Here is a 24547-nt window from a genome sequence, read left to right as displayed (position 1 = left end):
GATCCCTTCGGAAACGAAAAAAGCGCGGTATGATAGCATAGAAAAATGCAAAAGGGCGAGATGGCTGATGCTCGACGCCATGAAACAAAAATACCTCGTCATATTTGACGAGGTATTTTACCGATCCAAGACTATCGCTGCTTAGTTAAACATCGCTGAGATAGACTCTTCGTTACTGATTCGGCGGATCGCCTCGGCGAGCATGGTTGATAACGTTAATTGGGTAACTTTACCCGTTGCTGCCATTTCTTTAGATAAAGTGATTGAGTCTGTGACGATCACTTGGTCAAGCACAGAATTTTTGATGTTTTTTGCGGCATTGCCTGAGAAGACAGCATGGGTTGCATAAGCAAACACACGTTTTGCTCCGCGCTCTTTAAGTGCTTCAGCCGCTTTGCATAAGGTTCCGCCGGTATCGATCATATCGTCAACAATCACGCAATCACGGCCTTCAACGTCACCGATTAAGTTCATGACTTCAGAGACGTTGGCACGAGGACGACGTTTATCGACAATCGCGATATCAATATCACCGAGTGCTTTTGCTGTTGCACGAGCACGTACCACACCACCTAGATCCGGAGATACGACGACAGGATCTTCTAAGTTACGTGCTTTCATGTCTTCCAAGAGAACGGGTGTACCGAAGATGTTATCTACCGGTACATCAAAGAAACCTTGAATTTGCTCTGCGTGTAGGTCAATGGTTAAGACCCGATCAACCCCTACGTTAGAGAGAAAGTCAGCGACGACTTTCGCCGTAATTGGAACACGAGCAGAACGCACTCGACGGTCTTGGCGTGCATAGCCAAAGTAAGGGATGACAGCAGTAATACGGCCTGCTGAAGCGCGGCGCATTGCGTCAATCATTACCACCAATTCCATTAAATTGTCATTGGTTGGTGCACAAGTTGATTGAATAATAAATACATCGCTACCACGAACATTTTCGTTGATCTGCACTGCCACTTCTCCATCAGAGAAGCGAGAAACAGTAGCATCACCAAGGGAGATGTATAGACGTTCAGCAATACGTTGGGCTAGTTCAGGTGTGGCGTTACCAGCAAATAGCTTCATATCAGGCACGGTGGAAACCTCAGGGTTGCGTCCAGTTTTTAATTAGGTTGGGTGTCGGCTGATTGGTAATCAGCCAGTGTCTCTTTTAGTGGTGAAACGTTGCGGCCTTGAGCGACAAACGCAGAGACAGTGTCTGGGAGTTTCGCAAGGACAGCTTGCGCTTCTTTTTTGCTCGAAAATTCAGCGAAAACGCAAGACCCGGTCCCGGTCAATCTTGACGGCGCGTATTGTAGCAGCCATGAAAGTTGCTTATCAACCTCTGGGTACTCCAATCGGACAATTTTTTCGCAATCGTTTTCGTAGTTCGCATTGAGTAGAGTATTAATATCACGTTTTGCTGTGTTTCTCGGTAATTTTGGATGAGAAAAAATTACTTTTGTCGCAATACTCACATTTGGGCGAATCACGAGATAATGCTTTTCTTCGGGCTGTACCGGTTGGAGCTTTTCTCCAACACCTTCGGCAAAAGCGGAGAAGCCGTGAATAAAAACCGGAACATCGGCCCCTAAACTTAGACCTATCGTCGCGAGTTGATCATCGCTTAACCCACAGCTCCATAAATAATTGAGTGCGACCAACACCGTTGCCGCATTAGAAGAACCTCCACCAATCCCCCCGCCCATTGGTAAGCGTTTGGTTAGTTGAATATCTGCGCCGAATGAGCTCTCGGTTTGCTGCTGTAAGGCGCAAGCCGCACGGTAAATAAGATTATCTTGCAGTGCGACGTCAGGCAGTTGCGGTGAGAGTGTGATTTGCCCTGTCTGATTCGCGGTAATCGTCAGTTCATCGCCATAATCGATAAATTGAAATAATGTTTGCAGGTCGTGATAACCATCAGCGCGTTGTCCGGTAATGTACAAAAACAGATTTAATTTAGCGGGCGATGGCCATACGGTTGGTCGTTGTATCATGGCGTGAGTGTCCATTTAGATATCACAAGGTTAATCGAGGTGTCCTGTTGGGTGAGCAATACTCGGTCTGGCAGAGGGAGGGGTTTATCTTGCCAGAGATATTCGCGGTAGCGATGATAATCTACCGTCCAGCGCGAAAAACCTTGGTTTTTTTGTAATCTAGCCAAGGTATTGTTCGAATTTAATTCAAAGTGATCGGCTTGAGTGGGTAAGCCGACAATCCATGCTTGTAAAAGCTCAATAGGGAGCGTTAATCCAGTCAGAGAGGTAATCAATTGTTCGGCACTGTCAGCGCGGTAGACGTTGTCATCATGGGTGATGACTTGCGCTCCTTGTTGATCAATCGATAAATTTAATACCGTCTGTCCTAAAAAGGTCGTTAGGCGGAGCTGGGTTTGCTGAGGTGAAATTTGCCACTGAAAATTAAGAGATTGACGCTGATTGGGGTCAATATAGGCGAGTTTCCCAACCAGTTGAAACTGCGTAATGGTCTTTAAGCGAGCTTGGTGTGATTGCCATTCAACGTCCCTAATGGGGTCGGGAATGCTGCTACAGCCCCATAGTCCTAAGAGTAAGGTAATAATAAGAAAAATACGTGGCGGTGATATCATCATATGCTCGTTATTTATCCATTTATGGGACACAAGAGCCGTCACTATACCATTGATATCACGAACTCGGGAAAACAAATCCCAATCGCTCTTTCAATAAATAGGTGCATCAAGTAAAATTCGCCGCTCAACCCACTTCTTATCAGAGAACCCTCGATACATGTCCTTGCTTGTTATTGGTATCAATCACAATACAGCTTCGGTTGAGTTGCGAGAAAAAGTGGCCTTTGGAGCAGATAAACTGTCCGAAGCGTTGCGCCATTTATCTGGCCAACCTTACGTCAAGGGAAGTGTGATTTTATCAACCTGTAACCGAACCGAACTGTATTGTGACGTTAAGGTGGCAAGTAAGAATAAACTGATAGAGTGGTTATCTCAGTTTCATCAAGTCAATCTGGAAACCTTAAAGCCCAGTTTATATGTCCATGAAGAGCAAGCGGCAATCCGTCATCTGATGCGCGTTGCTTGTGGATTGGATTCATTAGTACTGGGCGAACCACAAATTTTGGGTCAAGTAAAACAAGCGTATGCGGATTCGCGAGAGAATCGCATGGTCGATTCGGCCTTAGATAAGTTGTTTCAAAAAGCGTTTTCGGTTGCTAAGCGTGTGCGGACTGAAACCGACATTGGTGGTCATGCGGTCTCTGTTGCTTATGCCGCCTGTACGCTGGCAAAACATATTTTTGAATCGTTAACGCAGGCTACGGTGCTATTAGTTGGCGCAGGAGAGACCATCGAATTGGTCGCTAAACATTTGGACGGTCATGGTTGTAAACGAATGATCGTTGCTAACCGAACACGCGAACGAGCCATGGCATTAGCGCAAAATTTTGACGCTGAAGTGATTACCTTAAATGAGATTCCAGATTATTTAGCACAGGCGGATATTGTGATTAGTTCGACCGCTAGTCCGCTGCCCATCATCGGTAAAGGGATGGTCGAAAGCGCGCTCAAAGCGCGTCGTCATCAACCGATGCTGTTAGTCGATATTGCCGTGCCGCGTGATGTGGAATCACAAGTCAGTGAACTTGACGATGCTTATCTCTATTCAGTGGATGATTTACAATCGATTGTTGAGAGTAATATTGAGCAACGTAAGATTGAGGCGATTCAAGCCGAAGCGATCGTCAGCGAAGAAAGCGCAGAATTCATGAGTTGGATGCGCTCGCTGCAGGCGGTCGACAGCATTCGTGACTATCGTCAATCGGCGAACAATATCCGTGAAGAATTACTCAGTAAAAGTTTACAAGCGTTAGCCGCTGGAGGCGATGCGGAAAAGTTATTGGTCGAATTAAGTAATAAACTCACCAATAGATTGATCCATACCCCAACGCGCGCGTTGCAGATGGCAGCCGAGCAAGGGGAGCCAGCAAAACTGGCAATTATTAGGCAAAGTTTGGGTCTTGATGACCTGTAATAATTTGTAAATCCTTATTTATTAAAGAAGAAACTATGAAAGCGTCGATTTTAGTTAAGCTTGAATCTTTGGTGGAGCGCTACGAAGAAGTGCAACACTTATTAGGCGATCCTGCCGTGATCGGTGATCAAAATAAATTTCGATCGCTCTCAAAAGAGTACTCGCAGCTCGAAGAAGTCACCCAATGCTTCCAAGCCTATCAGCAAGCTCAGGAAGATTTGCTGGCCGCAGAAGAGATGACCAAAGAAGACGATGCTGAAATGCGCGAAATGGCCCAAGATGAAATGAAAGCGGCTAAAGCGGAAATTGAACGCTTAAGTGCTGAGCTGCAAATCCTTCTGTTACCTAAAGATCCGAATGATGATCGCAACTGTTTCTTAGAAATTCGTGCTGGGGCGGGTGGTGATGAAGCCGGGATTTTTGCTGGTGATCTGTTCCGGATGTACAGCCGTTTTGCTGAGAAAAAAGGCTGGCGAATTGAAGTCATGTCGGCGAGTGAAGCTGAGCATGGTGGTTACAAAGAGATGATAGCCAAAGTTAATGGTGACGGAGCTTACGGGGTATTGAAATTTGAGTCGGGCGGTCACCGAGTGCAACGTGTTCCCGCGACCGAATCTCAAGGTCGTGTACATACTTCTGCGTGTACTGTGGCTGTGATGCCTGAGATCCCTGAAGCCGAAATTCCTGAAATTAAAGCCAGCGATCTAAAAATTGATACCTTCCGCTCATCAGGAGCAGGTGGCCAGCACGTTAACACGACGGATTCAGCAATTCGAATTACCCACTTGCCAACGGGGATTGTGGTTGAGTGTCAGGATGAGCGTTCTCAACATAAGAACAAAGCTAAAGCGATGTCTGTGCTTGGCGCTCGGATTGTTCAGGCTGAAGAGAAAAAACGTACGGCGGAAATCTCCGATACCCGACGTAATCTACTTGGCTCAGGCGATCGCAGTGATCGCATTCGCACTTACAACTATCCACAGAGTCGAGTGTCCGATCATCGTATTAACCTCACCATTTATCGTCTCAATGAGGTGATGGAAGGCGATTTACAAGCCTTGATTGATCCTGTTGTCCAAGAGCATCAAGCGGATCTGCTGGCTGCGTTATCTGATAACCATTAATTCATTCATTATCATGACGATACAAGCCTTATTGGCTAACGCTAAGCGGCAACTTATCGAGAGCGGCAGCGATTCGCCGTCTCTTGATGCCGCGCTGCTGCTTTGCCATGTGTTACAAAAACCGCGCTCCTATTTATTGACGTGGCCAGATAAAAGGCTCGATGCAGAGGCTATTTCTGCTTTCGAGGTGTTGCTCGCACGGCGTATCGCCGGTGAGCCGATCGCTTATATTATTGGTGAACGCGAATTTTGGTCGCTGCCCCTAAAAGTTGCACCATCGACCTTAATACCTCGTCCGGATACTGAACGCTTAGTTGAATTAGCACTGGATAAGGCTGTACTTATTGATGGCGATATCCTTGATCTAGGGACAGGAACTGGAGCTATCGCATTAGCGCTTGCTTCAGAGCTACCTCAGCGCCACGTGCTGGGGATCGATCTGCGTTCAGAGGCCGTTGAGCTTGCCGAGGATAATCGCAAACGATTACAGCTTTCCAATGTCACATTTTTGCAAGGCAGTTGGTTTACCCCTCTCGCTAACGGTATAAAGTTTGCTTTGATTGCTTCTAACCCGCCTTATATTGAGGAACACGATCCCCATTTACAGCAAGGGGATGTTCGTTTTGAACCGAGAAGCGCTCTGGTCGCAGGCGATAATGGATTAGCCGATATTAAACATATCGCGACTTCGGCGCGTGAATATTTACTCGATCAAGGCTGGCTGTTGTTTGAACATGGTTACCAACAAGGCAAAGCAGTGCGAACTATTCTGAGTGAACTTGGCTATCAGCAAGTGGTTACGGAGCAAGACTACGCTGGTAACGATCGAGTCACCTTGGGTCAATGTCGATTTTAAAGAGGAACACATGTACGAAGTACTTAAATCACTCCATCTCTTCACTATAGCTACTAGCGCTTTCTTATTGAGTGTTCGTTATATTTTAATGATGATGGATTCCCATTGGCTACAACATAAGTTTCTGAAAATTTATCCGCACATTAACGATAGTCTGTTATTAGTTACTGGCATTTGGCTTATCGTGATCACTGGCTTTATACCTTATACGGCTGCAGCGCCGTGGATGACCGATAAAATTACTTGTGTCTTGGCTTATATCGCTTTGGGCTTTTTTGCGCTTAAGTTTGGTCGTAATAAGCTGTTACGCTCGTTTGCTTTTCTTGGCGCGATGGGCTGGCTGATCATGGCGGGTAAAGTGACTGCTTCTAAAGCACCGATGTTTTTCAGTTAATATCATGGACTCGATAAATCAATGCTGAATTTATTTGATGAAGATTTTGATGCAATGGATTTAGTGGAAGGTGCGCTGGCATTAAATAAAGCCATCAATCCGGAGACTAAAGTCGATTGGGCTCTCGCTGAATTGCAAAGGCTGTACCATCAAGCTGAGTTAGCTTTAGCTGATGAATCAAATACAAAGCAGCGCTTTGCCCTATTTTTGGATGTTTTTTATCATCAATGGGGCTTTGTTGGCGATAAAGAAACCTATTTTCATTCTCGTAACGGTTTTATTGATAAAGTCCTCGAACGTCGTCAGGGAATACCGGTGAGTCTTGGAGCGTTGCTGCTCTATTTTGCTAGGCGCTTTGATTTTCCCGTGCAAGGAATTACTTTTCCTACCCAGTTTTTACTTGAAGTGCAGTGGCCTGATGAATCTCCGCTGTATCTCAATCCTTTTTCCGGCGAGTTTGTCTCGAAATACATGCTCAATGCGTGGTTGGTTGGTCATAAAGGCCCTTTGGCCCGCTTGCAGGCTGAGCATCTAAAACCGACCGATAATCCAACGATTATTGGTCGCTGGTTAGCCTTATTGAAAAGTGCCTTGTTGCGCGAAGAGCGCTATACTTTGGCGCTGCGCTGCACCAATTTAGCGTTAACCTTTGTCCCTGATGATCCTTATGAAATACGCGATCGTGGTTTTATCTATCAGCAGTTAGACTGTCATCAGGTGGCGTTATCCGATTTCCAATATTTTATTGAACACTGCCCTGATGATCCCGCAGCGCAGTTACTCAAGAATCAAATGAATGCGCTAACGGTTTATCCAGTGACGCTGCATTAATCACAACTTAAGAGAACTCACTATGGAACAAAAAATTGTTCATATCGGTCATATTCCGGTCGCCAATGATCATCCCTTTACTCTGTTTGCTGGTATGAATGTGTTGGAATCTCGTGATTTGGCGATGCAAATTTGCGAGTACTACGTCAAAGTAACCGAAAAGCTTGGTATTCCTTACGTGTTTAAAGCATCGTTTGATAAGGCTAACCGTAGCTCGGTACATTCATATCGTGGGCCAGGTTTGGAAGAGGGCATGAAAATCTTTCAAGAGCTGAAAGAGACCTTCGGGGTGAAAATCATTACCGACGTACACACCGAAGCGCAGGCTCAGCCAGTCTCTGAGGTCGTTGATGTGATTCAATTACCAGCATTTTTAGCACGTCAAACGGATTTAGTCGAAGCAATGGCAAAAACGGGCGCAGTCATTAACGTTAAAAAACCGCAGTTTATGAGCCCAGGACAAGTAGGTAATATTGTTGAAAAGTTCGCGGAATGTGGCAATGAGCAAGTCATTTTATGTGAGCGTGGTGCTTGCCATGGTTACGATAACTTAGTAGTTGATATGCTCGGATTTGGCGTGATGAAAAAAGCCTCTAAAGGCAGTCCAATCATTTTCGATGTTACCCATTCACTGCAGATGCGCGATCCATTGGGAGCTGCTTCCGGTGGTCGCCGTGAACAAACCGTGGAACTGGCTAAAGCTGGTTTAGCGACGGGTATCGCTGGTTTATTTATCGAAGCTCACCCAACGCCTGATCAAGCGAAATGTGATGGTCCTTCGGCCTTACCGTTGGATAAGCTCGAACCTTTCTTAGTACAAATGAAAGCGTTGGATGATTTGATTAAGAGCTTTGCACCGATCGATATCCGTTAAGTTCAATCCTTGCGCTTTAAAAAAACGGGTAAGATAATTCCTTACCCGTTTTGGTTTGGGCAATAAGGAGTAGTTAAGCATGACCCCAGCCATTGATTTAGCGAAAAAAAAGCACATCGCCCACACGATTCATCACTATGAGCATGATCCTAGTCATCCGAGTTATGGTTTAGAAGCTGCGCAAGCGTTAGGTCAGGACCCTGCAACGGTATTCAAAACGTTATTATTCTGTCTCAATGGCGAAGCTAAGCATTTGGCCGTTGCGGTAATCCCCGTTGAAAAAAAACTCAACTTAAAGCTCGCGGCAAAAGCGGCCAAAGCGAAAAAAGCCGAGATGGCCGATCCAGAGATCGCTCAAAAGATCACGGGTTATGTGGTGGGTGGGATCAGTCCGTTAGGGCAAAAGAAACGCTTGCCGACTTTTATTCACAGCAGTGCCGAGGCATTGACCACTCTGTGTGTTAGTGCAGGCAAGCGTGGTTTAGAGATAGAGCTTAGTCCACAAGACCTCACTAAGCTCACTGATGGACAGTTTGTTGATTTGTGCCAATAAGTCTGTCGATTTGTGGTTGCAAGTGGTGATATGGGAGGCCCTCGTTTATCTTGATGAAGTCTATTGATGGTCATCGGATGAACGAGAGCGTCACTGATCATTTTCTTATTTTAATTTGTCGCCATCTGGCGACATGATCAATGCTTATCCATTTGCGTGTTGTCGACCACGTGGTTTTCACCGAGATCTTTTGGTAACACTAAGTTGAGAATAATCGCCACAATTCCACACAAACTCACACCTTGTAAACTAAATTCACCAATACCAAACGCCATACCACCAATCCCGAAAACCAGAGTGACAGCGACAATCACAAGGTTACGAGATTTGTGTAAGTCGACTTGGTTTCGGATTAAGGTATTGAGTCCAACGGTGGCTATCGATCCAAATAATAGAATCATAATTCCGCCCATCACCGGGATTGGAATGGTTTGTAACAATGCTCCAAGCTTGCCGACCAAGGCTAATACAATCGCCGTTACTGCCGCCCAAGTCATGATAACCGGGTTAAAGGCTTTGGTTAGCATTACCGCGCCAGTGACTTCACTGTAGGTTGTATTTGGTGGTGCACCGACCATACTGGCTGCTATGGTCGCAAATCCATCTCCCGCAATGGTACGATGTAACCCCGGTTTTTTAAGATAATCTTTTCCGGTGACATTAGAAATTGCGAGCATATCGCCGACGTGCTCAACGGCTGGAGCAATCGCGACCGGAATCATAAATAAAATGGCATTAATGTTAAATTCAGGAAAGGTGAAGCTTGGCAATGCCAGCCACGCGGCTTGTTGAACCGGAACAAAACTGACCACACCAAAGTACAGAGAAACGCTATAACCGGCGGCAATCCCTGCACAAATAGGAATGAGTTTAAAAAAACCTCTCGAAAAGACACTGACACCAACGGTCACCAGTAATGAAATCGCTGAAATCCATAACGCAGCTTGTCCATCAATCAACTGTACTGAACCATCCCCCGTTCTGCCCAGTGCCATATTGACCGCAGTAGGTGCGAGACCTAATCCAATCACCATGATAACCGGTCCAACGACCACGGGAGGTAATAGCGTATGTACAAAGCCCACGCCTCGAACTTTAATGATAGCGCCGAGTAAGACATAGACTGCGCCAGCGGCCATTAGGCCCCCCATTGTTGCGCCAATTCCCCAGGTCTGTACGCCATACATAATGGGAGCAATAAAAGCGAAAGAAGAGGCGAGAAAGATAGGTACAGAGCGGCGAGTAATGATTTGGAAGATTAAGGTGCCTACACCAGCCCCAAACAGAGCAACGTTAGGATCAAGCCCGGTCAGCAATGGAACCAGAACCAGAGCACCAAATGCGACAAATAGCATTTGTGCACCTTGAATGGCATTTTTCATCGTGTTTTCCCTGAAGCAAAATAAAATTCGCGGGATTCTATCATCTTTGCAAACGATTGCTATGGGTTATGGATCAAACTTTTTCTGGTTTCTGATCATTAATAAGCTGAAAAGGTTTGGCATTGCGACTGATGAGGCAGGAATCAGGAAGGAAAAACTGCGGAAAATTGACACTGGCTCTGGTACTGCGCCTTGCCCCGACCTAGATAGTTGCTTATCATCAATGCTCACTTGGAATTTATGGTAACCGTATGCGCTATTTCGTTTTGTTGTTGATGGGGTTAATCAGTCTGCCTGTATTGGCGTTAACTAAAATCAATCTGTACCAAGCTGAAGTTGTGATCGACGAGCAGCACAACGATCCAGAAGCTGAAGCTCGAATTCGTGCCATGCAAGAGGTGATTGTTCGAGCCACGGGGAGTCAGGACTCATTGAACAATGACGTCGTCAGTAAAGCGCTGCGTCAAAGTGCTCAATACGCGAATCAGATCAGCTATGGACAACTCAATGATCAAAGAACATTAAGAATTGCCTTTAGTGGACCACGCATCCGAGCACTGTTAACTCAAGCGCATTTAGCATTCTGGCCAGAAGACCGGACCAATATTTTAGTGTGGTTGGTAGAAGAATCTGACTATGAGCGGCGTATCATTTGGGAGCATTCACAAACCGACGTTGTATCGCAATTAAAAATGCAGGCTGAGCAACGTGGTTTACCGCTTACTTTTCCTGTCGGTGATTTTGAGGATGTAACGAGTATTCAAAGCTCCGATCTTTGGGGCGGCTTTACGGAGTCAATTGCGACGGCGAGTCAACGCTATACCAGCGATGCCATTTTAGTGCTACGAGCTCAAGGTTCCACTTTGCGTTGGGCGTTGTACGATCAATCCGCCGAACAGATGCTAACCTCTCCTAAAGTCCCAGTCAGTGGTCAGACTTCTGGCGAGGAGGCAATGAACACATTCATCGATGTATTGGCTAATCACTACGCTAAAAAAAGTGCGGTGTTAGTGGGTAGCGAGTCTTCACAAACGCTGTGGGCGGCATTTAAACCGATTAATAATGCTCAGGCTTTCTTTACCTTGGAGGAGAGCGTGAGACGCTTAAGCTCAGTCGCCTCTTTGGATATTGTGAGTATTCGAGGGGATGAAGTTATCTTCAATGTGCACTTGTTAGCTAGCGAAGCTGATTTCGCTCAGGAAGTGCTTCGTCTGCGCCAAGTGACGCTGAGAGCGGTACCGAAACTCGTTGAGCGTGAAAACATTGAGCAAGAACAGGAGAAAGAATATCGTGAGCCAGAGGATAAGCGACCGGTGGTGACACCACCTAAAAGAACCCAGCTTTATTTCTCTTGGCAAGATTAACTTCTCCCTGTTTAAGGGGATTGATGGTTGCTGAAGATGTTAATCGGTAAAGTCAGACAAAATCCCTCCTACCGATTTAATTGACTTGTCCCAGCCCTTTTTAGAGGTTGGGACTCACGTTTTCAATTAATGATTATCACCCTCGTTTAAGGCAACGGCGAGTTGAGCAAGGCGTTGACCAAGACGTTGGGCTAATTCACTCTCATCATGGGTTAAGGTGTTATTTGCAGAGTCAGCCACATGACTGGCGCCGTAAGGGGTGCCACCCGATCGAGTGGTATGCAGCTTGGGCTCTGAATAAGGAATCCCCATAATCAACATGCCATGGTGCAGCAAAGGCAGCATCATGGTCTGTTGAGTCGTCTCTTGTCCGCCATGTAATGTTGCCGAGCTAGTAAATACGCAGGCTGGTTTATCAATTAACGAACCTTTTACCCATAGTGGGGTGGTTTGATCCCAAAAATGTTTTAATGGTGCCGCCATATTTCCGAACCAAACGGGGCTGCCGACGGCTAAGCCATGACACTGTTCTAACTCATCGAAGGTTAAGTAAGGATCACTCGCGTTTCCTTGCGTAGGTTCTAGCTCAGGAACGGTACGTAAAATCGCCTCACATCCAGAGACCGACTCAATACCTCGGGCAATATGCCGAGCCAAGCTGCGGGTACTTCCGTGACGGCTGTAGTACAGAACGATCAGACGAGTCATAAAATATCCAGTACCTGTTCTGGTGGACGACCGAGACGCGCTTGTTGATTGGCAATCACAATAGGGCGTTCGATCAGAATGGGGTGTTCTACCATGGCTGAAAATAACGCCTCGTCAGAGAGGGTAGGATCGGCTAAATTCAGGGTTTTATATAAGGCTTCTTTACAACGCATCATGTCTCGAACCTGACTATGAGGTAACTTTTCATGAATGGCTTTGAGTTGTTCAATGGTCAATGGGGTTTGTAAATAGTGGATAATGTTCAGCTGCAGGTTACGTGCTTCTAACAGCGCTAACGTTTCGCGGCTTTTAGAGCAGCGTGGATTGTGATAAATGGTAACGGACATCCTCTCTCCTTAATAAAGATGGTTTATTATTTAAGTTGCTTATTGTTCTGCGAGTTGACGAGGCTGTGGTATTGGCTGCGTCATTTTCCCCAATCACATAGTTTGTCGATATGATTAGGGTTACACTCGCTTACCAATCATCAATTACTCCCAGTCATTGTTGGCTAACAATCGCCTTGAGTCGCTAAGTTTATCGTAGGGCTAAAAATCGATCTCTTTGTACCATGAGTTGATCGAGTCGTGCATCATAGCGAGCTTGTTGCAAACTACCCAAAGGAGCAAGTTGACTGGCTTGGGTATAAAACTGAATCGCTTTATTCCAGTTTGCGCCTAAGGCAAAAATTTCAGCCCTGGCTGCCAAATCTTCTGCGCTATTACCGCTTCGGCTATTCGCTTCTGCTAACAAATGCCATCCATTGACGTCATTGGGGCGCTCATGGGTGTAGCGTTGTAAAATACGAATGGCTTCTGAAAATTTTTCATCTTTGATCAAGACATTGGCGTAGTTTATCACCAATACAGGATTATTGGGTTTTCGTTGCAGTGCTTGAGCCAGCATGGATTGTGCTTCTGTGGCGCGTTCAGTATCAACCAAAAGGTCACTCATCGCATCGAGATAAAAATTATTATCAGGATGGCTTTGTAGCAACTTTTTCAAGCGACTTTCGGCTTCGTCGTATTGCTTAGTATCAAGATAAACGAGAGCTTTACCATAATCAAAGGCGGCGGCCATACCCGGATCAGCTTTTCTTTGGTTACGCTTAAACCAATCTAATGCGGCTTCACTGTTGATTCCTGTATAACGAGCGACAACTCGCGAGCGCGTTAAATGATAATTCAGAGATGGAGCAACGCTAACACTAGGAAATTGTTGTGCTCGAGAACGACTATCTGTAATACGATCTTCGGGTAAAGGGTGGGTGAGGAGCATCGGTGGCGGCGTACTGGCATAACGATATTCGTCAGCAAGACGACCAAAAAAGCGTGGCATGGCATGCACATCAAACCCAGCTTTAGCTAAAGTCGCAATCCCAAAACGATCCGCTTCTTTTTCATTACTGCGCGTGTAGTTAATTTGGCTTTGCATACTGCCAGCTGTCGTCGCGGTGATCGCTGCAATTCCCGCTTGAGGCGCTGCGATGGCTAATAGCAGTGAGCCAGCTAAAGCGGCAATTGTGGCTGGGGAGCGACGAGCTTGCTCTTCCATACTACGCGCTAAATGACGTTGAGTGACGTGAGCAATTTCATGCGCCATGACCGACGCGAGCTCACTTTCTGATTGAGCATGCAGTAGTAGACCAGAATGCAGCGCAATATAACCACCGAAAAACGCGAAAGCATTAATATTACGATCGCGGATCATAAAGAAGGTAAACGGCGTTTTGACATCATCTGAGTTAGCGACCAAGCGATAACCTAGCGCATCAATATACTCATTGATAACCGGGTCGTTGATGATCGGACGGCTGTTACGTAACATGCGCATATACGCATCACCATAGATAAGCTCTTGATCAATTGTTAATGTTGAGCCTGCCACGGTACCAATATCGGGCAATTCTATGCTATCACTCCCAAAACGATTCGCATATGCGCCAGAAAGTGGACTTAAGGTTGCCGCGAGGCAGAGGTAAACAAGAGAACGTTTTATTTTCATAGTGATAGGTAATGCTCCAAGCTTATCTTTCTCTAAGACACTGTGCGATGCCATTGGTTTCCTACACCGCAGAAAGTCATCTCGTTTACTCACTCCGGCAGTGGTATGATTGAGGCTGATTTATTTTACACACTGTGTTGCGGTTTCTTCTCAATAGTGATTATGAGGCTGACCGCTCCATCCATCAGTAGTTTGAGTCTATATTAAGGATTGAACCCTAAAATGGAACCCAAGATTGTTGATTTACCTAAGTCGTGCTGTCCTATGACATTATTACTTGCAAACCGTCACATCTTGACGCTTGATGATAGAAAAAATCACATTATTCTGATTGGCAGGCAAGATACGGTTGATGCTCCATATTATCTCAATACCATTGCTGTTCAGCACATGAATTTGCCAAATAATCGTTATTTTTCTCGTTCTATTGTTAAGGGGAGCCCGCTCGATGTTTGAAATGCTCAATCGTTGGTATCAAAGACGATTCTCCGATCCTCATGCGGTTAGTTTGGTCGCTATCTTATTTTTTGGTTTTATCATCATCTATTTTTTTGGTCATTTGATCGCCCCATTATTGGTTGCGATTGTTTTAGCCTATCTGCTTGAGTGGCCAGTAACCCAGCTATGCCGTTTAGGAATTCCGAGAACCTTATCGGTTTTGGTCATCGTGTCATTGTTTCTTGGACTCATGTTAGTTGCGTTATTTGGTATTGTTCCGACCATTTGGCAGCAAGTCATTAATTTAATTAATGATATCCCTAATATGTATAACGATTTGCAAAACTTTATTGCCAGTTTACCGGAGCGCTACCCAGAACTGGCCAACTTACAAATCATTGAGTCATTAGTTAATAATGCAAAAAATAAAGCGCTAAGCATGGGAGAGTCGGTAGTCAAAGGGTCACTAGCGTCATTAGTTAGCTTAGCAACGCTGGCGGTATATTTGATTTTAGTGCCGATGTTGGTGTTCTTTTTACTTAAAGATAAACAAGAAATGATGTCGATTTCCAGCGGCGTTCTACCTCGAAATCGACGTTTGGCGACTAAGGTATGGTTAGAAATGAATCAACAAATTTCTAATTATATTCGTGGTAAAGTGTTGGAGATTCTCATCGTCGGTGGCGTGAGTTATGTGACGTTTGCGATTTTGGATTTACGTTATTCTGCTCTGTTAGCTGTTGCGGTGGGTTTCTCGGTTCTGATCCCTTATATCGGTGCTGCGGCAGTCACTATTCCAGTCGCAATTGTTGGTTTGTTTCAATGGGGATTAACGCCCCAATACTATACCTTGTTGATTGCGTATTTTATTATTCAAATTTTAGATGGCAACGTGCTGGTGCCGATTCTATTTTCTGAAGCGGTCAATTTGCATCCGGTTGCCATCATCATTGCGGTTTTAGTTTTTGGCGGATTATGGGGTTTTTGGGGCGTCTTTTTTGCTATTCCTCTGGCCACATTAGTCAAGGCCGTATGGCATGCTCTACCCAGTAATGACGATGAAACGGTCTCGATTGATAGTTAAGTGACGATGTGTTTTTTACTCGTTATCTGATTGCAAAGCCTCATTGTCGTTAATGAGGCTTTTTGTTTAAAGATAATTAAGCGCTGTTTATGTTGTCGTTGCGGCAAAAGCGTTAACTTTTGCTTACACTCTTAATATCCTCGTTTAAGTTTTGATTGAACTTGGCGATACAGTGATTAAGGCCAACTTCGCCCGAATAAAAAATAAAAATAACATTAGGAAGATTAGTAGAGGGAAATTATGAAATTTAGTCAAAAAATTGTGGCAGCTTCATCTGCATTATTGTTGGTCATTGTCGTTTCATTGTCTGTGCAACAGTTGACGACGGTTCGCTCAGAAGTTCAAGCATTGGTGCACAGCAGTTTAAAAGAGATGGTTGCAGGGGTAAAAAACACCATTACCTTAGATATGGGCAGTAAGAAGGGAATGGCCAAAACCATCACCGAAACCTTAGAACTTGATCCTTTAAATCGTCAATATGTAACCAATGTGCTAGAAAAACCAACGCTCAAAGGTAGCTTTTTATCCATTGGCTTAGGGTATGAATCTGATGGTTCAATGGTCGAAAATGACGATGGCTGGGAGCCAGGGAGTGATTACGATCCAAGACGTCGCCCATGGTATATCGGCGCTAAAGCTCAGAATTCACTCGTCGTTACAGCGCCTTATGCTGACGCATCGACCAATAACATTATCATTTCTATTGGTACGCCTGTACGCCATGCCGGACGCTTTATCGGCGCGATGTTTTATGATTTAGAGCTCACTCAATTAGCGGAAATGGTCAATCGGATCAACCTGTTTGATGCGGGTTACCTGTTTATTGTGACTGCCGATGGCTCAACTATTGCTCACCCTGAGACTCGGTATAACGGTCAGAAATTGACCGCTTATTTGCCCGATGTTCAATTAAAAGAGGGGCTAAAACAGGTTGATATTAATGGTCAGTCACATTTGGTGTATTTTAGTCATGTACCCAGCGAAAATTGGTATGTGGGGGCGGTGATTGATGAGTCGCTCGCATTCGTTGCTCTGACTAAATTACGCAATAGCTCGATTATTTATACTTTGATTGGGGTGATTGTCAGTATTATAGGTTTAACCTTACTAATTAATGTATTAATGCGCCCGCTGAGCGTGCTTAATCAAGCAATAAAAGATGTCGCTTCAGGACAAGGTGATTTAACTAAGCGTCTAGATACCAATACCGATCAAGAGTTCGCAGAGCTTGCTCACGGCTTTAATACCTTTACTGAGACGTTACAAACGCAAATCAAACAATCGAAAGCGATTGGTGAGGAGATCATGCGTGGCGCTGAATTAACCATCATGAGTGTTGAAGGTTCATCTTCAGCGATGCGTTCTCAGTTACAAGAGCTTGAGCAATTAGCGACAGCGATGCATGAAATGTCAGTAACCGCGACGGAAGTCGCCAATAACGCTCAAGGGGCTGCCTCTGCCGCAAAAGAAGCCGATGAAGCAACCATTGAGGGATCGCAAGTTGTGAGTGTGACGACGCAATCGATTGATAAGTTATCCGCGCACATTGAAATGGCCGTTAAAGAAGTTCAAGGTTTGGAGTCGGCAACGGCTAATATTGAAACGATTTTAAAAGTGATTAACGATATTGCGGATCAAACCAATCTATTAGCACTGAACGCGGCGATTGAAGCGGCGCGAGCGGGTGAGTCGGGACGTGGTTTTGCGGTTGTTGCTGATGAGGTACGTACCTTAGCGCAACGAACTCAGCAATCGACCACTGAAATTCGCGGTATGATTGAGCAACTGCAAATCGGCTCTAGATCGGTCTCGAAAGCAATGAAAGAGAGTAAAGATACCGCGATAGATGTCGTTGCCAAAGCACAGTTAGCCGATGGTGCATTACAGCGTATCCGTCATGCCATTCAGCAAATCAGTGACATGAACTTACAAATAGCTTCTGCGGCGGAGCAGCAAAGCTTGGTGGCCGAAGAAATTAACAGCAATACGGTGAAGATAAAAGATTTATCAACCCAAGTTTCTGACTCGGCAGAAGAAGCAAATATTGCCATGCAAGTTCAAGCTGAGAACGTGCGTGAGCAAGACGCCATTTTAGGTAAATTTATTGTCTGATATCATTTATCGATAGTCAGTCGTAATAAAAAACCGCTTCGTTAATAACGGGGCGGTTTTTTTCGTTGCCGAGGAGAGTTTGCAGGTAGGGTTAGTGCTGGTTTAAGTAGTTAAGAACCACCTGATGATGATCTTTGGTTTTAAACTTATCAAACACATGAGCAACTTTACCTTGTTCATCAATTAAAAAACTGATCCGATGCAGGCCATCGTAAGTTTTACCCATGAATTTTTTCTCCCCCCAAACGCCAAATTGATCCGCTAACTGATGATCTTCATCGGATAATAACGTGAAGTTAAGCTTATCACGCTCGATAAACTTACCTAACCGAGCCACAGGGTCAACACTGACACCAAGTACCACCACATTGTGTGCGGCAAGTTCTGCTTGAATATCACGTAAACCTTGAGCTTGTACGGTACAACCTGGAGTCATGGCTTTTGGATAAAAATACAGCAGTACTTTTTTTCCTGAAAAGTCAGCCAGTGAGATGGGATTACCGTGTTGATCAAGGCGAGTCAGCGTCGGTGCCGTTGAACCTACGTGTAGAGGAGTCATGGTGATTCTTTTCCTTTTATTGACTGTTTTTTATGAAATTGAGCGAGCCACGTACAGCCAGTTGATGACAGAGTGCAGCAAACTCTTCTTGTAATTGCATAAGATTATAGTCGGCATTGACTTGAGCAGTAATCGCGATATGAAATTGGTCATGCTCTGTGCTGAGCTTTGATTTGTGAATCGTTTGTGCACTCAATGAAGCCATGCCGATATGCCGTTCGGCAAAAAAATGAGTGAATTTTTCAGTTAAGCCAAGTTTATCGTCAGATTCGACATACACTTCAACGCTATAAGCATAATGTGGCTGATGATGCGGAGAGGTTCGTTTCATCATTGTGATAAGATCGTGTTGTTGTCCGAGCAACGGAAGGGTGCTTTCGATACGAGTAATACTATTTGTATTGCCAGAGACCAACATAATTAAAGTAAATTCATTGCCAAATAAAGCAATCCGGCTATCAATAATATTACCACCAGCTTGAGTCACCAGCTGGATAACTTGGTTACAAATACCCGCACGGTCAGAGCCTATAGCGGTTATCACGAGATGTTGGATCATAAGGCCACTTGAGTTGAATGTTTTCATTGATGTTAACACAGTTAATAAGCGATATAAAAATCGTACATCCGGTGAATGGTCATGAGTCAATCATGGCTGATAACCTTCTTACTTAAGTTTGATAACAAGTAGGTGAAACCGGTGTAGATCATGCCTATCCGACGCTGTCATGGCATTCTCGACGTTTGCTTAGCCATAACCATATCGTTTGCTTTGCGTATAGAGATCATTCATTGACCGCCCACTTGCAACGCTAAGTCGTTTAGGTATATAACCCAACTAAGATCAAGTAAGGTTCAGTGGCGCTGGTATAAGATTTGATAAATATTCACGGTTAGGTGTCATTTAAGCAGATTTCCCCCCTTGTGTTTTTTAAGTGCCATGCAGTACCATGCAAAAGTTATCAATTTAGGGAGATAGACATGTTTTCAGGAAGTATCGTCGCGTTAATTACGCCTTTCGACCATGACGGTGAAGTAGACTACGTTAGTTTACAAAAATTAGTCGATTATCATGTCGCAGCAGGAACCGACGCGATTGTTTCTGTGGGTACTACTGGTGAGTCATCGACCCTTTCGGTAGAAGAACATGTCAAAGTCGTGGCGAAAACGGTCGAGTTTTCTGCTGGGCGTATACCAGTCATTGCTGGAACTGGTGCCAATGCGACTCATGAATCCGTGACGTTTAGTCGTTTACTGAATAATACTGGAATCGCGGGTTATCTGAGTGTCACTCCTTATTATAATAAACCGACTCAAGAGGGGCTATTTCAGCACTATAAAGCGATCAGTCAAGAAACTGACATTCCGGTTATTCTTTATAACGTGCCGAGCCGAACGGCTGTTGACTTAAAACCAGAAACGGTTGCTCGTTTAGCGGAACTAAAAAATATTGTTGCACTCAAAGACGCAACGGGTGATTTAAGTCGTATTGCGTTGCATCGTGAGTTGTGCGGTGACCAGTTTATTTTGCTGAGTGGCGATGACGCGACTGGGCTTGAGTTTGTTAAACTGGGTGGTAAAGGGGTTATCTCGGTTACCAATAATATTGCCGCTGCAGATATGGCTCAAATGATGTCACTTGCGCTTTCCGGTCAGTTTGCGGAAGCGGAGGTTATCAATCAACGTTTAATGCCTCTCCATAAGGGGTTGTTTGTTGAGTCTAGCCCCATTCCGGTGAAGTGGGCCGCCCATAAATTGGGTTTAATTGCACACGGCCATTTACGTTTGCCTTTGACTGAGCTTTCAGAATCTGCTCGCCCGTTCGTTGCCCAAGCTATGACAGAAGCTTGTATTCTATAACGTTTTACGGCTGAGTCTCTTCTCAGCAACTTAGGAGTTTCAATGAAGTTATCCCACCAGCTGGTTGTTGGTTCGCTGGCTGTATTGGTGTTGAGTGCTTGTTCAAGTAGTCCGGCACAGCGGCGTCAAGCAAAAAATGATTTTGCCTACTTAGAGACCAAACCATTAACGCCTTGGGTATTACCTGAAGGTGCGGTACCTCAGTTTTACCCTAACTATACGATTCCCGAAGGACAATTTCCTGGAAAAATTGGCCGGAAAGTGGATATTCGTCCACCTCAACAAATTCTTGAGTTAATTCCTGGCGCTCGTGCGGAACGGCAAAATGGTGAAGTGACGTTGTGGATGATTCGTCAAGATGAAGCCGATAGAGTATGGCAAACGGCATTAACCATGATGGAAGAGCGAGGCATTGGCGCGGTAGAGCAGAGCGATAATCGTGTCGAAACCAGTTGGATTAATTGGGTTTCTGAAGATGAGGACACCACGCTTGGTAGCCGCTATGAGTTAACTCGCGTTGAGGCTAATAATCGCTTTGGTTTTAAAATTTCCCTGATAGATTGGCGGGAAGATGGCAAGTCAATGCCGGTGACCGCAAGCAATAAAGAACGTTATAACGCTTTTATGACTAATTTAGTCACCAGCCGTTATGATCAGCAAGTAAGAGAAGAAGCGACGCGTCGAGCGCAAGAGTTAGTCAAGCAGATACCCATCACGATGGGCTCCGACCGTAGTGGTTTACCGGTGATCATTGCTCGTACGCCTTATGATGTGTTATGGCAGCGTTTACCGACTTTATTACCTGAGATGGGCTTTACTATTGAAGAGCGCAATCAGTCACAGGGCACCATCAAAGCGAAGTACGCGTCCCCCGATGATCAATTTTGGAATCACATTGGTGTCAAGCCAATGAATCTAAGAGCGGGCACTTATACCTTCTTATTTGGTGATTTAGGCAACCGAACGTCAGTCAACGTAACCAACTCGGCAGGTAAACCTGTTGAGGAAGAGCTACTGAAAGAGATGGCTCCGGTACTGGCTGCGATTGCAGAGAAATAGTTTGATACTAAGTAACCAACTATAGCGATGAGGGATACTAATGATCAGTATCCCTCTCTTTTTTAGCTTGTTCTTTTTTTTCTGTTTCCTGCTCTGATGGCGTCGGTTCTGAGGAATCAAGTTCGGCAGTCATCGATTGCAGTTTTTTGTCTAGCTCGCTGAGCTTTTCAAAGTCCTTTTTTTTGCTCATGGGTTGGAATTTGATTTTGGAGAGGTATTTGAGCGCCGCTAAATTACCAATAATCAGGCTCATGGCAGCAATTGAAATCACCCATGGGTTGAATAAAAAGTCCATATCCGTCCTGCCTATGCAATATTGATGATGTACTGATTGTAGATCGTCTCTAGGTTTTGTAATACGGTTTGTTTGCCTAATAGCTGTTCTGGTGCTAATTGTTCGGCGAGTACGTTAAGGGTTAATTGTGTTAAGCACCTTTCAGCGGTCAGTCGGTGACTAATATGCCAAGGTTCAAAGGCGACCCCGATACCATTCTGTTGGTAAGGGAAAAAAAATCCAAACGGTTCGATATGTGCTTTTAACCATAAATAGAAAGGATGTTGATGAGCCTGCAAATATTCCCAAGGCTCTAGCTGTAATGACTCTCCGGCTGGTAATCCATGACGATCAAAAACGTCAAAATCGGTTCCCCAGTGATGGCGACTTGCGCCAGGTAACGCTGACCAACGTAAAATAGCCCATACTCGTTGTTCTTCTGAGTAATGAGCGGTATCAATAGGCTGACTTGCTTCATCTAAGATCGCGAGTTCGCCACTCATTTTACGATTCCATATACTCTGCTGACGAGCAAAAGATCGAAAGCCGCTGGCGATATTAAAATTAAATCCAGCTGAATCGGCCGCTTGTTTTAAAGCAAGCAGATCTTGGCTTACCTCTGGGTGAACCCAAAAGTTTTTTTGGCCAACGATCACCGCATTGAGGTGATCGTCGGTTTTTCCGGTTAATTGTTCAGGTGACATCATTGGCCGAAAAGGTGCTCCAGCACGTTTTGATACATGTCCGTGAGTTTTTCTAAATCTGCGATGTTGACACATTCATTGACTTTATGAATGGTGGCATTGACAGGTCCTAACTCGACGACCTGTGCGCCCATTTTAGCAATAAAGCGGCCATCAGAAGTGCCTCCAGTGGTTAATAACTGGGGCTGTTGATGATTGACCTCTTGGACGGCGCAAACAACCGCATCAAGTAGCGAGCCGGCATCAGTCAGAAAAGGATCGCCACTCAATGTCCATTTTAGCTCATAGTCTAAACCATGCGCATCCAATACCGAGTGAACGCGGCGTTTGATCTCTTGCTCGGTCAATTCGGTACTAAATCGGAAATTGAATTGCACGCTAAATTCGCCAGGTATCACATTTGACGCGCCCGTTCCTGCTTGCAAGTTCGGGATTTGGAAGCTAGTTGGCGGAAAGTAAGCATTGCCGTTATCCCACGTGGTTGCCGCGAGTTCCGCTAAAGCGGGTAGCGCTTGATGTACGGGGTTATTGGCTAAATGAGGGTAAGCAACATGGCCTTGTGTTCCTTTAATGGTCAGATCACCGGTGATCGAACCACGACGCCCATTTTTAACAACATCGCCGACCTTTAAGGTACTAGAAGGTTCGCCGACAATGCACATATCAATCAGCTCATTGCGAGCCATTAACGTATCAACCACTTTAGTGGTCCCGTTAATAAAAGGGCCTTCTTCATCAGAGGTAATTAAAAAACCGATGGAACCCTTGTGATTGGGATGTTTCGCTAAAAAGCGTTCCACCGCCACTATCATGCAAGCTAATGAGCCTTTCATATCCGCGGCACCACGACCATGCAGATAGCCATCAATGACGGTTGGTTGAAAGGGCGGTGTGTGCCACTGAAAAAGAGGTCCAGCAGGGACAACATCGGTATGACCTGCAAACACAAACAAAGGACCTTCGGTTCCTTTACGAGCCCAAAAGTTGGTCGTATCTTCGAAGACCATCGGCTCAATATTAAAGCCCAGCGCGGTAAGGCGTTCAATCATCACCTGTTGGCAACCTGCATCATTTGGGGTGACGGATTCGCGACTGATCAAATCTTTTGCCAGCGCGAGTACGGGGCTATCTATCATCCTTATTGTCCTTGTGGTGATGGAAAAAGAGTAGCGTAATCATCGGTACTAAAACCGACATAGAGTAACTTCTCGATACGTAAAATCGGACGTTTAATCATCGCAGGTTGGTCAAGCAACAAAGGGAGAGCAGTCGTTTCATTGAGACTCTCTTTTTGCTGTGGGCTCAATTGGCGATAAGTCGTTCCCCGTTTATTGATCACATTCTGCCAACCGAGTGCTTGAAAAAACTCATTCACTAACTCAGCAGTAATACCATCTTTTCGGTAATCATGAAATTGATATTCGACCCCTTTGGCGTCTAACCATTTTCGCGCTTTTTTGATGGTGTCACAGTTGGGGATGCCGTAAAGAGTAATAAGCATAAGATTCCTTTTCCTCGCTCTGGTGCCAATTTATTGTAATTATTGGCCCGTTAACAATAGGGGTGAATTTAGTGTCTAAATCCTAACAGGAAGCGTAAGCAGTGACAAAAAAACCTATTTGGCGGTTTGATATTGTTAAGATGATTTGGCTGTGCATGTACAAAAAATATACGGGTGACAGGTTAAGGATAAGAAAGTGGTTCGGTAGCGCCACCGATTGGCTTGTTATTGATCGAACGCAACATCTTAACTGACAAAACAGAAATAATGTGTTCTGCACCATTTAGGAGGTATCAATGGAATTGAGTCCTGTTTTTGCAAGGCGTTTGTATCTCGCCTTATTAGTTGAAAGCCTTGAACGGCCAAATGTTCCCAAGTTGATTGAAAAAACCGGATGGCCGCGTCGCACCATTCAGGATGTGATCAAAGCGATGCCGGGGATCGGAATTGAGCTCAGCTTTGTTCAAGACGGACGTCGTCATAATGATGGCTATTATCGGTTATCGGATTGGGGGCCGTTTGATAGTCAATGGGTCATCCAACGTAAAGCGGCTATTGCAGCAAGCCTTGGATTTCATGCTTAAGCCAGTCTATGCTTAACTCCTATCACTTAGCGTGTTTGGAACGAACTGGGTAGCGAGTTTTACTCATACGAACGGTCCTGGATTTGGGCCGTTTTTTTCGTTCTGGAAGAATGTAACGCTTTACTCGCTCTCGCATTGCCCTCAACTTTTTAGGGATTGAGCCGGGTGAGGCTATCGCACACCACATCAGTTCATCTTGGATATCTCGAAGTGCCATCATAAAGCTTATTCGAAGAGGTGATACCTTGGCTTCTTTCGCAATGCGG

The 24547-nt window shown here is 45.0% G+C and carries 27 protein-coding genes and 1 pseudogene; 14 read left to right on the top strand and 14 right to left on the bottom strand.

Annotated features, from left to right (window positions below; genetic code table 11):
* Positions 1–141: 141 nt before the first annotated feature.
* Genes CAG58_RS09080 through lolB form a run of 3 tightly spaced genes read right to left on the bottom strand, consistent with a single transcriptional unit; the run spans position 142 to position 2599 of the window.
* Positions 142–1086: a ribose-phosphate pyrophosphokinase gene (locus tag CAG58_RS09080; protein WP_004394723.1), complete on the bottom strand. Its 945-nt coding sequence runs from the start codon at positions 1084–1086 to the stop codon at positions 142–144.
* A 29-nt stretch (positions 1087–1115) separates the two neighbouring features.
* Entirely contained in the window at positions 1116–1988 is an 873-nt protein-coding gene (gene ispE / locus CAG58_RS09075) for a 4-(cytidine 5'-diphospho)-2-C-methyl-D-erythritol kinase (protein ID WP_161424989.1), read from the bottom strand.
* Entirely contained in the window at positions 1985–2599 is a 615-nt protein-coding gene (gene lolB / locus CAG58_RS09070) for a lipoprotein insertase outer membrane protein LolB (protein ID WP_004394725.1), read from the bottom strand. Before lolB ends, ispE begins: the two co-directional genes overlap by 4 nt.
* Positions 2600–2759: 160 nt before the next feature.
* Here lolB and hemA point away from each other — a divergent pair, with 160 nt between their 5' ends.
* The 7 genes from hemA (at position 2760) to ybaK (ending at position 8648) form a co-directional block, all read left to right on the top strand.
* Entirely contained in the window at positions 2760–4016 is a 1257-nt protein-coding gene (gene hemA, locus CAG58_RS09065) for a glutamyl-tRNA reductase (protein WP_004394726.1), read from the top strand.
* Between the two features lie 35 nt (positions 4017–4051).
* Positions 4052–5140, top strand: a complete 1089-nt coding sequence (gene prfA / locus CAG58_RS09060) for a peptide chain release factor 1 (protein ID WP_161426454.1) — start codon at positions 4052–4054, stop codon at positions 5138–5140.
* Positions 5141–5147: 7 nt separating this feature from the next.
* Positions 5148–5996: a peptide chain release factor N(5)-glutamine methyltransferase gene (gene prmC, locus CAG58_RS09055; RefSeq protein WP_332397039.1), complete on the top strand. Its 849-nt coding sequence runs from the start codon at positions 5148–5150 to the stop codon at positions 5994–5996.
* 10 nt (positions 5997–6006) lie between these two features.
* A complete protein-coding gene (locus CAG58_RS09050; RefSeq protein WP_040904120.1) occupies positions 6007–6390 on the top strand; it encodes a SirB2 family protein in 384 nt (127 codons plus the stop codon).
* 21 nt (positions 6391–6411) lie between these two features.
* The gene (locus CAG58_RS09045; protein ID WP_161426452.1) at positions 6412–7221 is read left to right on the top strand and encodes a SirB1 family protein; all 810 of its coding nucleotides are present in this window, start codon (positions 6412–6414) and stop codon (positions 7219–7221) included.
* Positions 7222–7243: 22 nt separating this feature from the next.
* Positions 7244–8095: a 3-deoxy-8-phosphooctulonate synthase gene (gene kdsA, locus CAG58_RS09040; RefSeq protein ID WP_158138785.1), complete on the top strand. Its 852-nt coding sequence runs from the start codon at positions 7244–7246 to the stop codon at positions 8093–8095.
* A gap of 79 nt (positions 8096–8174) precedes the next feature.
* Positions 8175–8648, top strand: a complete 474-nt coding sequence (gene ybaK, locus CAG58_RS09035; protein WP_161426451.1) for a Cys-tRNA(Pro) deacylase — start codon at positions 8175–8177, stop codon at positions 8646–8648.
* A 137-nt stretch (positions 8649–8785) separates the two neighbouring features.
* Here ybaK and CAG58_RS09030 read toward each other — a convergent pair whose 3' ends face one another.
* Positions 8786–10030 (bottom strand): uracil-xanthine permease family protein, encoded by a 1245-nt coding sequence (locus CAG58_RS09030; RefSeq protein ID WP_158144792.1) that lies wholly within the window; start codon positions 10028–10030, stop codon positions 8786–8788.
* A 251-nt stretch (positions 10031–10281) separates the two neighbouring features.
* On the opposite strand from CAG58_RS09030, the gene CAG58_RS09025 reads away from it, so the two are divergent.
* A complete protein-coding gene (locus tag CAG58_RS09025) occupies positions 10282–11394 on the top strand; it encodes a DUF2066 domain-containing protein (RefSeq protein ID WP_161426450.1) in 1113 nt (370 codons plus the stop codon).
* 126 nt (positions 11395–11520) lie between these two features.
* Here the strand turns inward: CAG58_RS09025 and wrbA are convergent, their stop codons facing one another.
* The 3 genes from wrbA to CAG58_RS09010 form a co-directional block, all read right to left on the bottom strand.
* Complete coding sequence (gene wrbA / locus CAG58_RS09020) at positions 11521–12102, bottom strand: NAD(P)H:quinone oxidoreductase (RefSeq protein WP_158144794.1); 582 nt, start codon at positions 12100–12102, stop codon at positions 11521–11523.
* The gene (gene arsC, locus CAG58_RS09015; RefSeq protein ID WP_004394736.1) at positions 12099–12449 is read right to left on the bottom strand and encodes an arsenate reductase (glutaredoxin); all 351 of its coding nucleotides are present in this window, start codon (positions 12447–12449) and stop codon (positions 12099–12101) included. Before arsC ends, wrbA begins: the two co-directional genes overlap by 4 nt.
* 190 nt (positions 12450–12639) lie before the next feature.
* Positions 12640–14106 carry a beta-barrel assembly-enhancing protease gene (locus CAG58_RS09010; RefSeq protein WP_161426455.1) on the bottom strand — a complete coding sequence of 489 codons (1467 nt, stop codon included), beginning with the start codon at positions 14104–14106 and terminating at the stop codon, positions 12640–12642.
* A 222-nt stretch (positions 14107–14328) separates the two neighbouring features.
* Between CAG58_RS09010 and CAG58_RS09005 the strand changes: the two genes are divergently transcribed.
* From CAG58_RS09005 to CAG58_RS08995, 3 genes are all read left to right on the top strand, one after another.
* Positions 14329–14562, top strand: coding sequence for a hypothetical protein (locus CAG58_RS09005; protein WP_161426449.1), 234 nt, complete (start codon positions 14329–14331; stop codon positions 14560–14562).
* The gene (locus tag CAG58_RS09000; RefSeq protein ID WP_161429617.1) at positions 14555–15628 is read left to right on the top strand and encodes an AI-2E family transporter; all 1074 of its coding nucleotides are present in this window, start codon (positions 14555–14557) and stop codon (positions 15626–15628) included. The genes CAG58_RS09005 and CAG58_RS09000 overlap by 8 nt, the downstream gene beginning before the upstream one ends.
* A 240-nt stretch (positions 15629–15868) precedes the next feature.
* Positions 15869–17740, top strand: coding sequence for a methyl-accepting chemotaxis protein (locus CAG58_RS08995; protein WP_161429616.1), 1872 nt, complete (start codon positions 15869–15871; stop codon positions 17738–17740).
* 91 nt (positions 17741–17831) lie between these two features.
* On the opposite strand, the gene bcp is transcribed toward CAG58_RS08995, so the two are convergent.
* Positions 17832–18299 carry a thioredoxin-dependent thiol peroxidase gene (bcp, locus tag CAG58_RS08990; protein ID WP_154170415.1) on the bottom strand — a complete coding sequence of 156 codons (468 nt, stop codon included), beginning with the start codon at positions 18297–18299 and terminating at the stop codon, positions 17832–17834.
* A 16-nt stretch (positions 18300–18315) separates the two neighbouring features.
* Positions 18316–18858 (bottom strand): glycine cleavage system protein R, encoded by a 543-nt coding sequence (locus CAG58_RS08985; RefSeq protein WP_040904125.1) that lies wholly within the window; start codon positions 18856–18858, stop codon positions 18316–18318.
* Between the two features lie 422 nt (positions 18859–19280).
* Here CAG58_RS08985 and dapA point away from each other — a divergent pair, with 422 nt between their 5' ends.
* Positions 19281–20159, top strand: a complete 879-nt coding sequence (gene dapA, locus CAG58_RS08980) for a 4-hydroxy-tetrahydrodipicolinate synthase (protein ID WP_004394742.1) — start codon at positions 19281–19283, stop codon at positions 20157–20159.
* 42 nt (positions 20160–20201) lie between these two features.
* Positions 20202–21218, top strand: a complete 1017-nt coding sequence (gene bamC, locus CAG58_RS08975; RefSeq protein ID WP_158138781.1) for an outer membrane protein assembly factor BamC — start codon at positions 20202–20204, stop codon at positions 21216–21218.
* A 37-nt stretch (positions 21219–21255) separates the two neighbouring features.
* On the opposite strand, the gene CAG58_RS08970 is transcribed toward bamC, so the two are convergent.
* The 4 genes from CAG58_RS08970 to CAG58_RS08955 are packed head-to-tail and all read right to left on the bottom strand — an operon-like array spanning position 21256 to position 23697.
* Entirely contained in the window at positions 21256–21513 is a 258-nt protein-coding gene (locus tag CAG58_RS08970; RefSeq protein WP_040904127.1) for a DUF2897 family protein, read from the bottom strand.
* Between the two features lie 11 nt (positions 21514–21524).
* Positions 21525–22196, bottom strand: a complete 672-nt coding sequence (locus CAG58_RS08965; protein ID WP_202598249.1) for a M15 family metallopeptidase — start codon at positions 22194–22196, stop codon at positions 21525–21527.
* Positions 22196–23332 (bottom strand): succinyl-diaminopimelate desuccinylase, encoded by a 1137-nt coding sequence (dapE, locus tag CAG58_RS08960; RefSeq protein WP_161425799.1) that lies wholly within the window; start codon positions 23330–23332, stop codon positions 22196–22198. The genes CAG58_RS08965 and dapE overlap by 1 nt, the downstream gene beginning before the upstream one ends.
* A gap of 2 nt (positions 23333–23334) precedes the next feature.
* On the bottom strand, positions 23335–23697 hold the full coding sequence (locus tag CAG58_RS08955; protein WP_158144796.1) for an ArsC family reductase: 363 nt from the start codon (positions 23695–23697) through the stop codon (positions 23335–23337).
* A gap of 296 nt (positions 23698–23993) precedes the next feature.
* Here CAG58_RS08955 and CAG58_RS08950 point away from each other — a divergent pair, with 296 nt between their 5' ends.
* Positions 23994–24281 (top strand): winged helix-turn-helix domain-containing protein, encoded by a 288-nt coding sequence (locus tag CAG58_RS08950; RefSeq protein WP_004394748.1) that lies wholly within the window; start codon positions 23994–23996, stop codon positions 24279–24281.
* 22 nt (positions 24282–24303) lie between these two features.
* On the opposite strand, the pseudogene CAG58_RS16925 reads toward CAG58_RS08950, so the two are convergent.
* Positions 24304–24547: pseudogene (locus CAG58_RS16925) on the bottom strand (IS4 family transposase); the annotation flags it as partial.

Origin of the sequence: Vibrio sp. V31_P5A7T61, from assembly GCF_009904895.1 — a bacterium.
Lineage (GTDB): Bacteria > Pseudomonadota > Gammaproteobacteria > Enterobacterales > Vibrionaceae > Vibrio > Vibrio metschnikovii.
The sequence above is the reverse complement of the archived record's forward strand: the minus strand, read 5'-3'. Positions and strand labels throughout refer to the sequence as shown.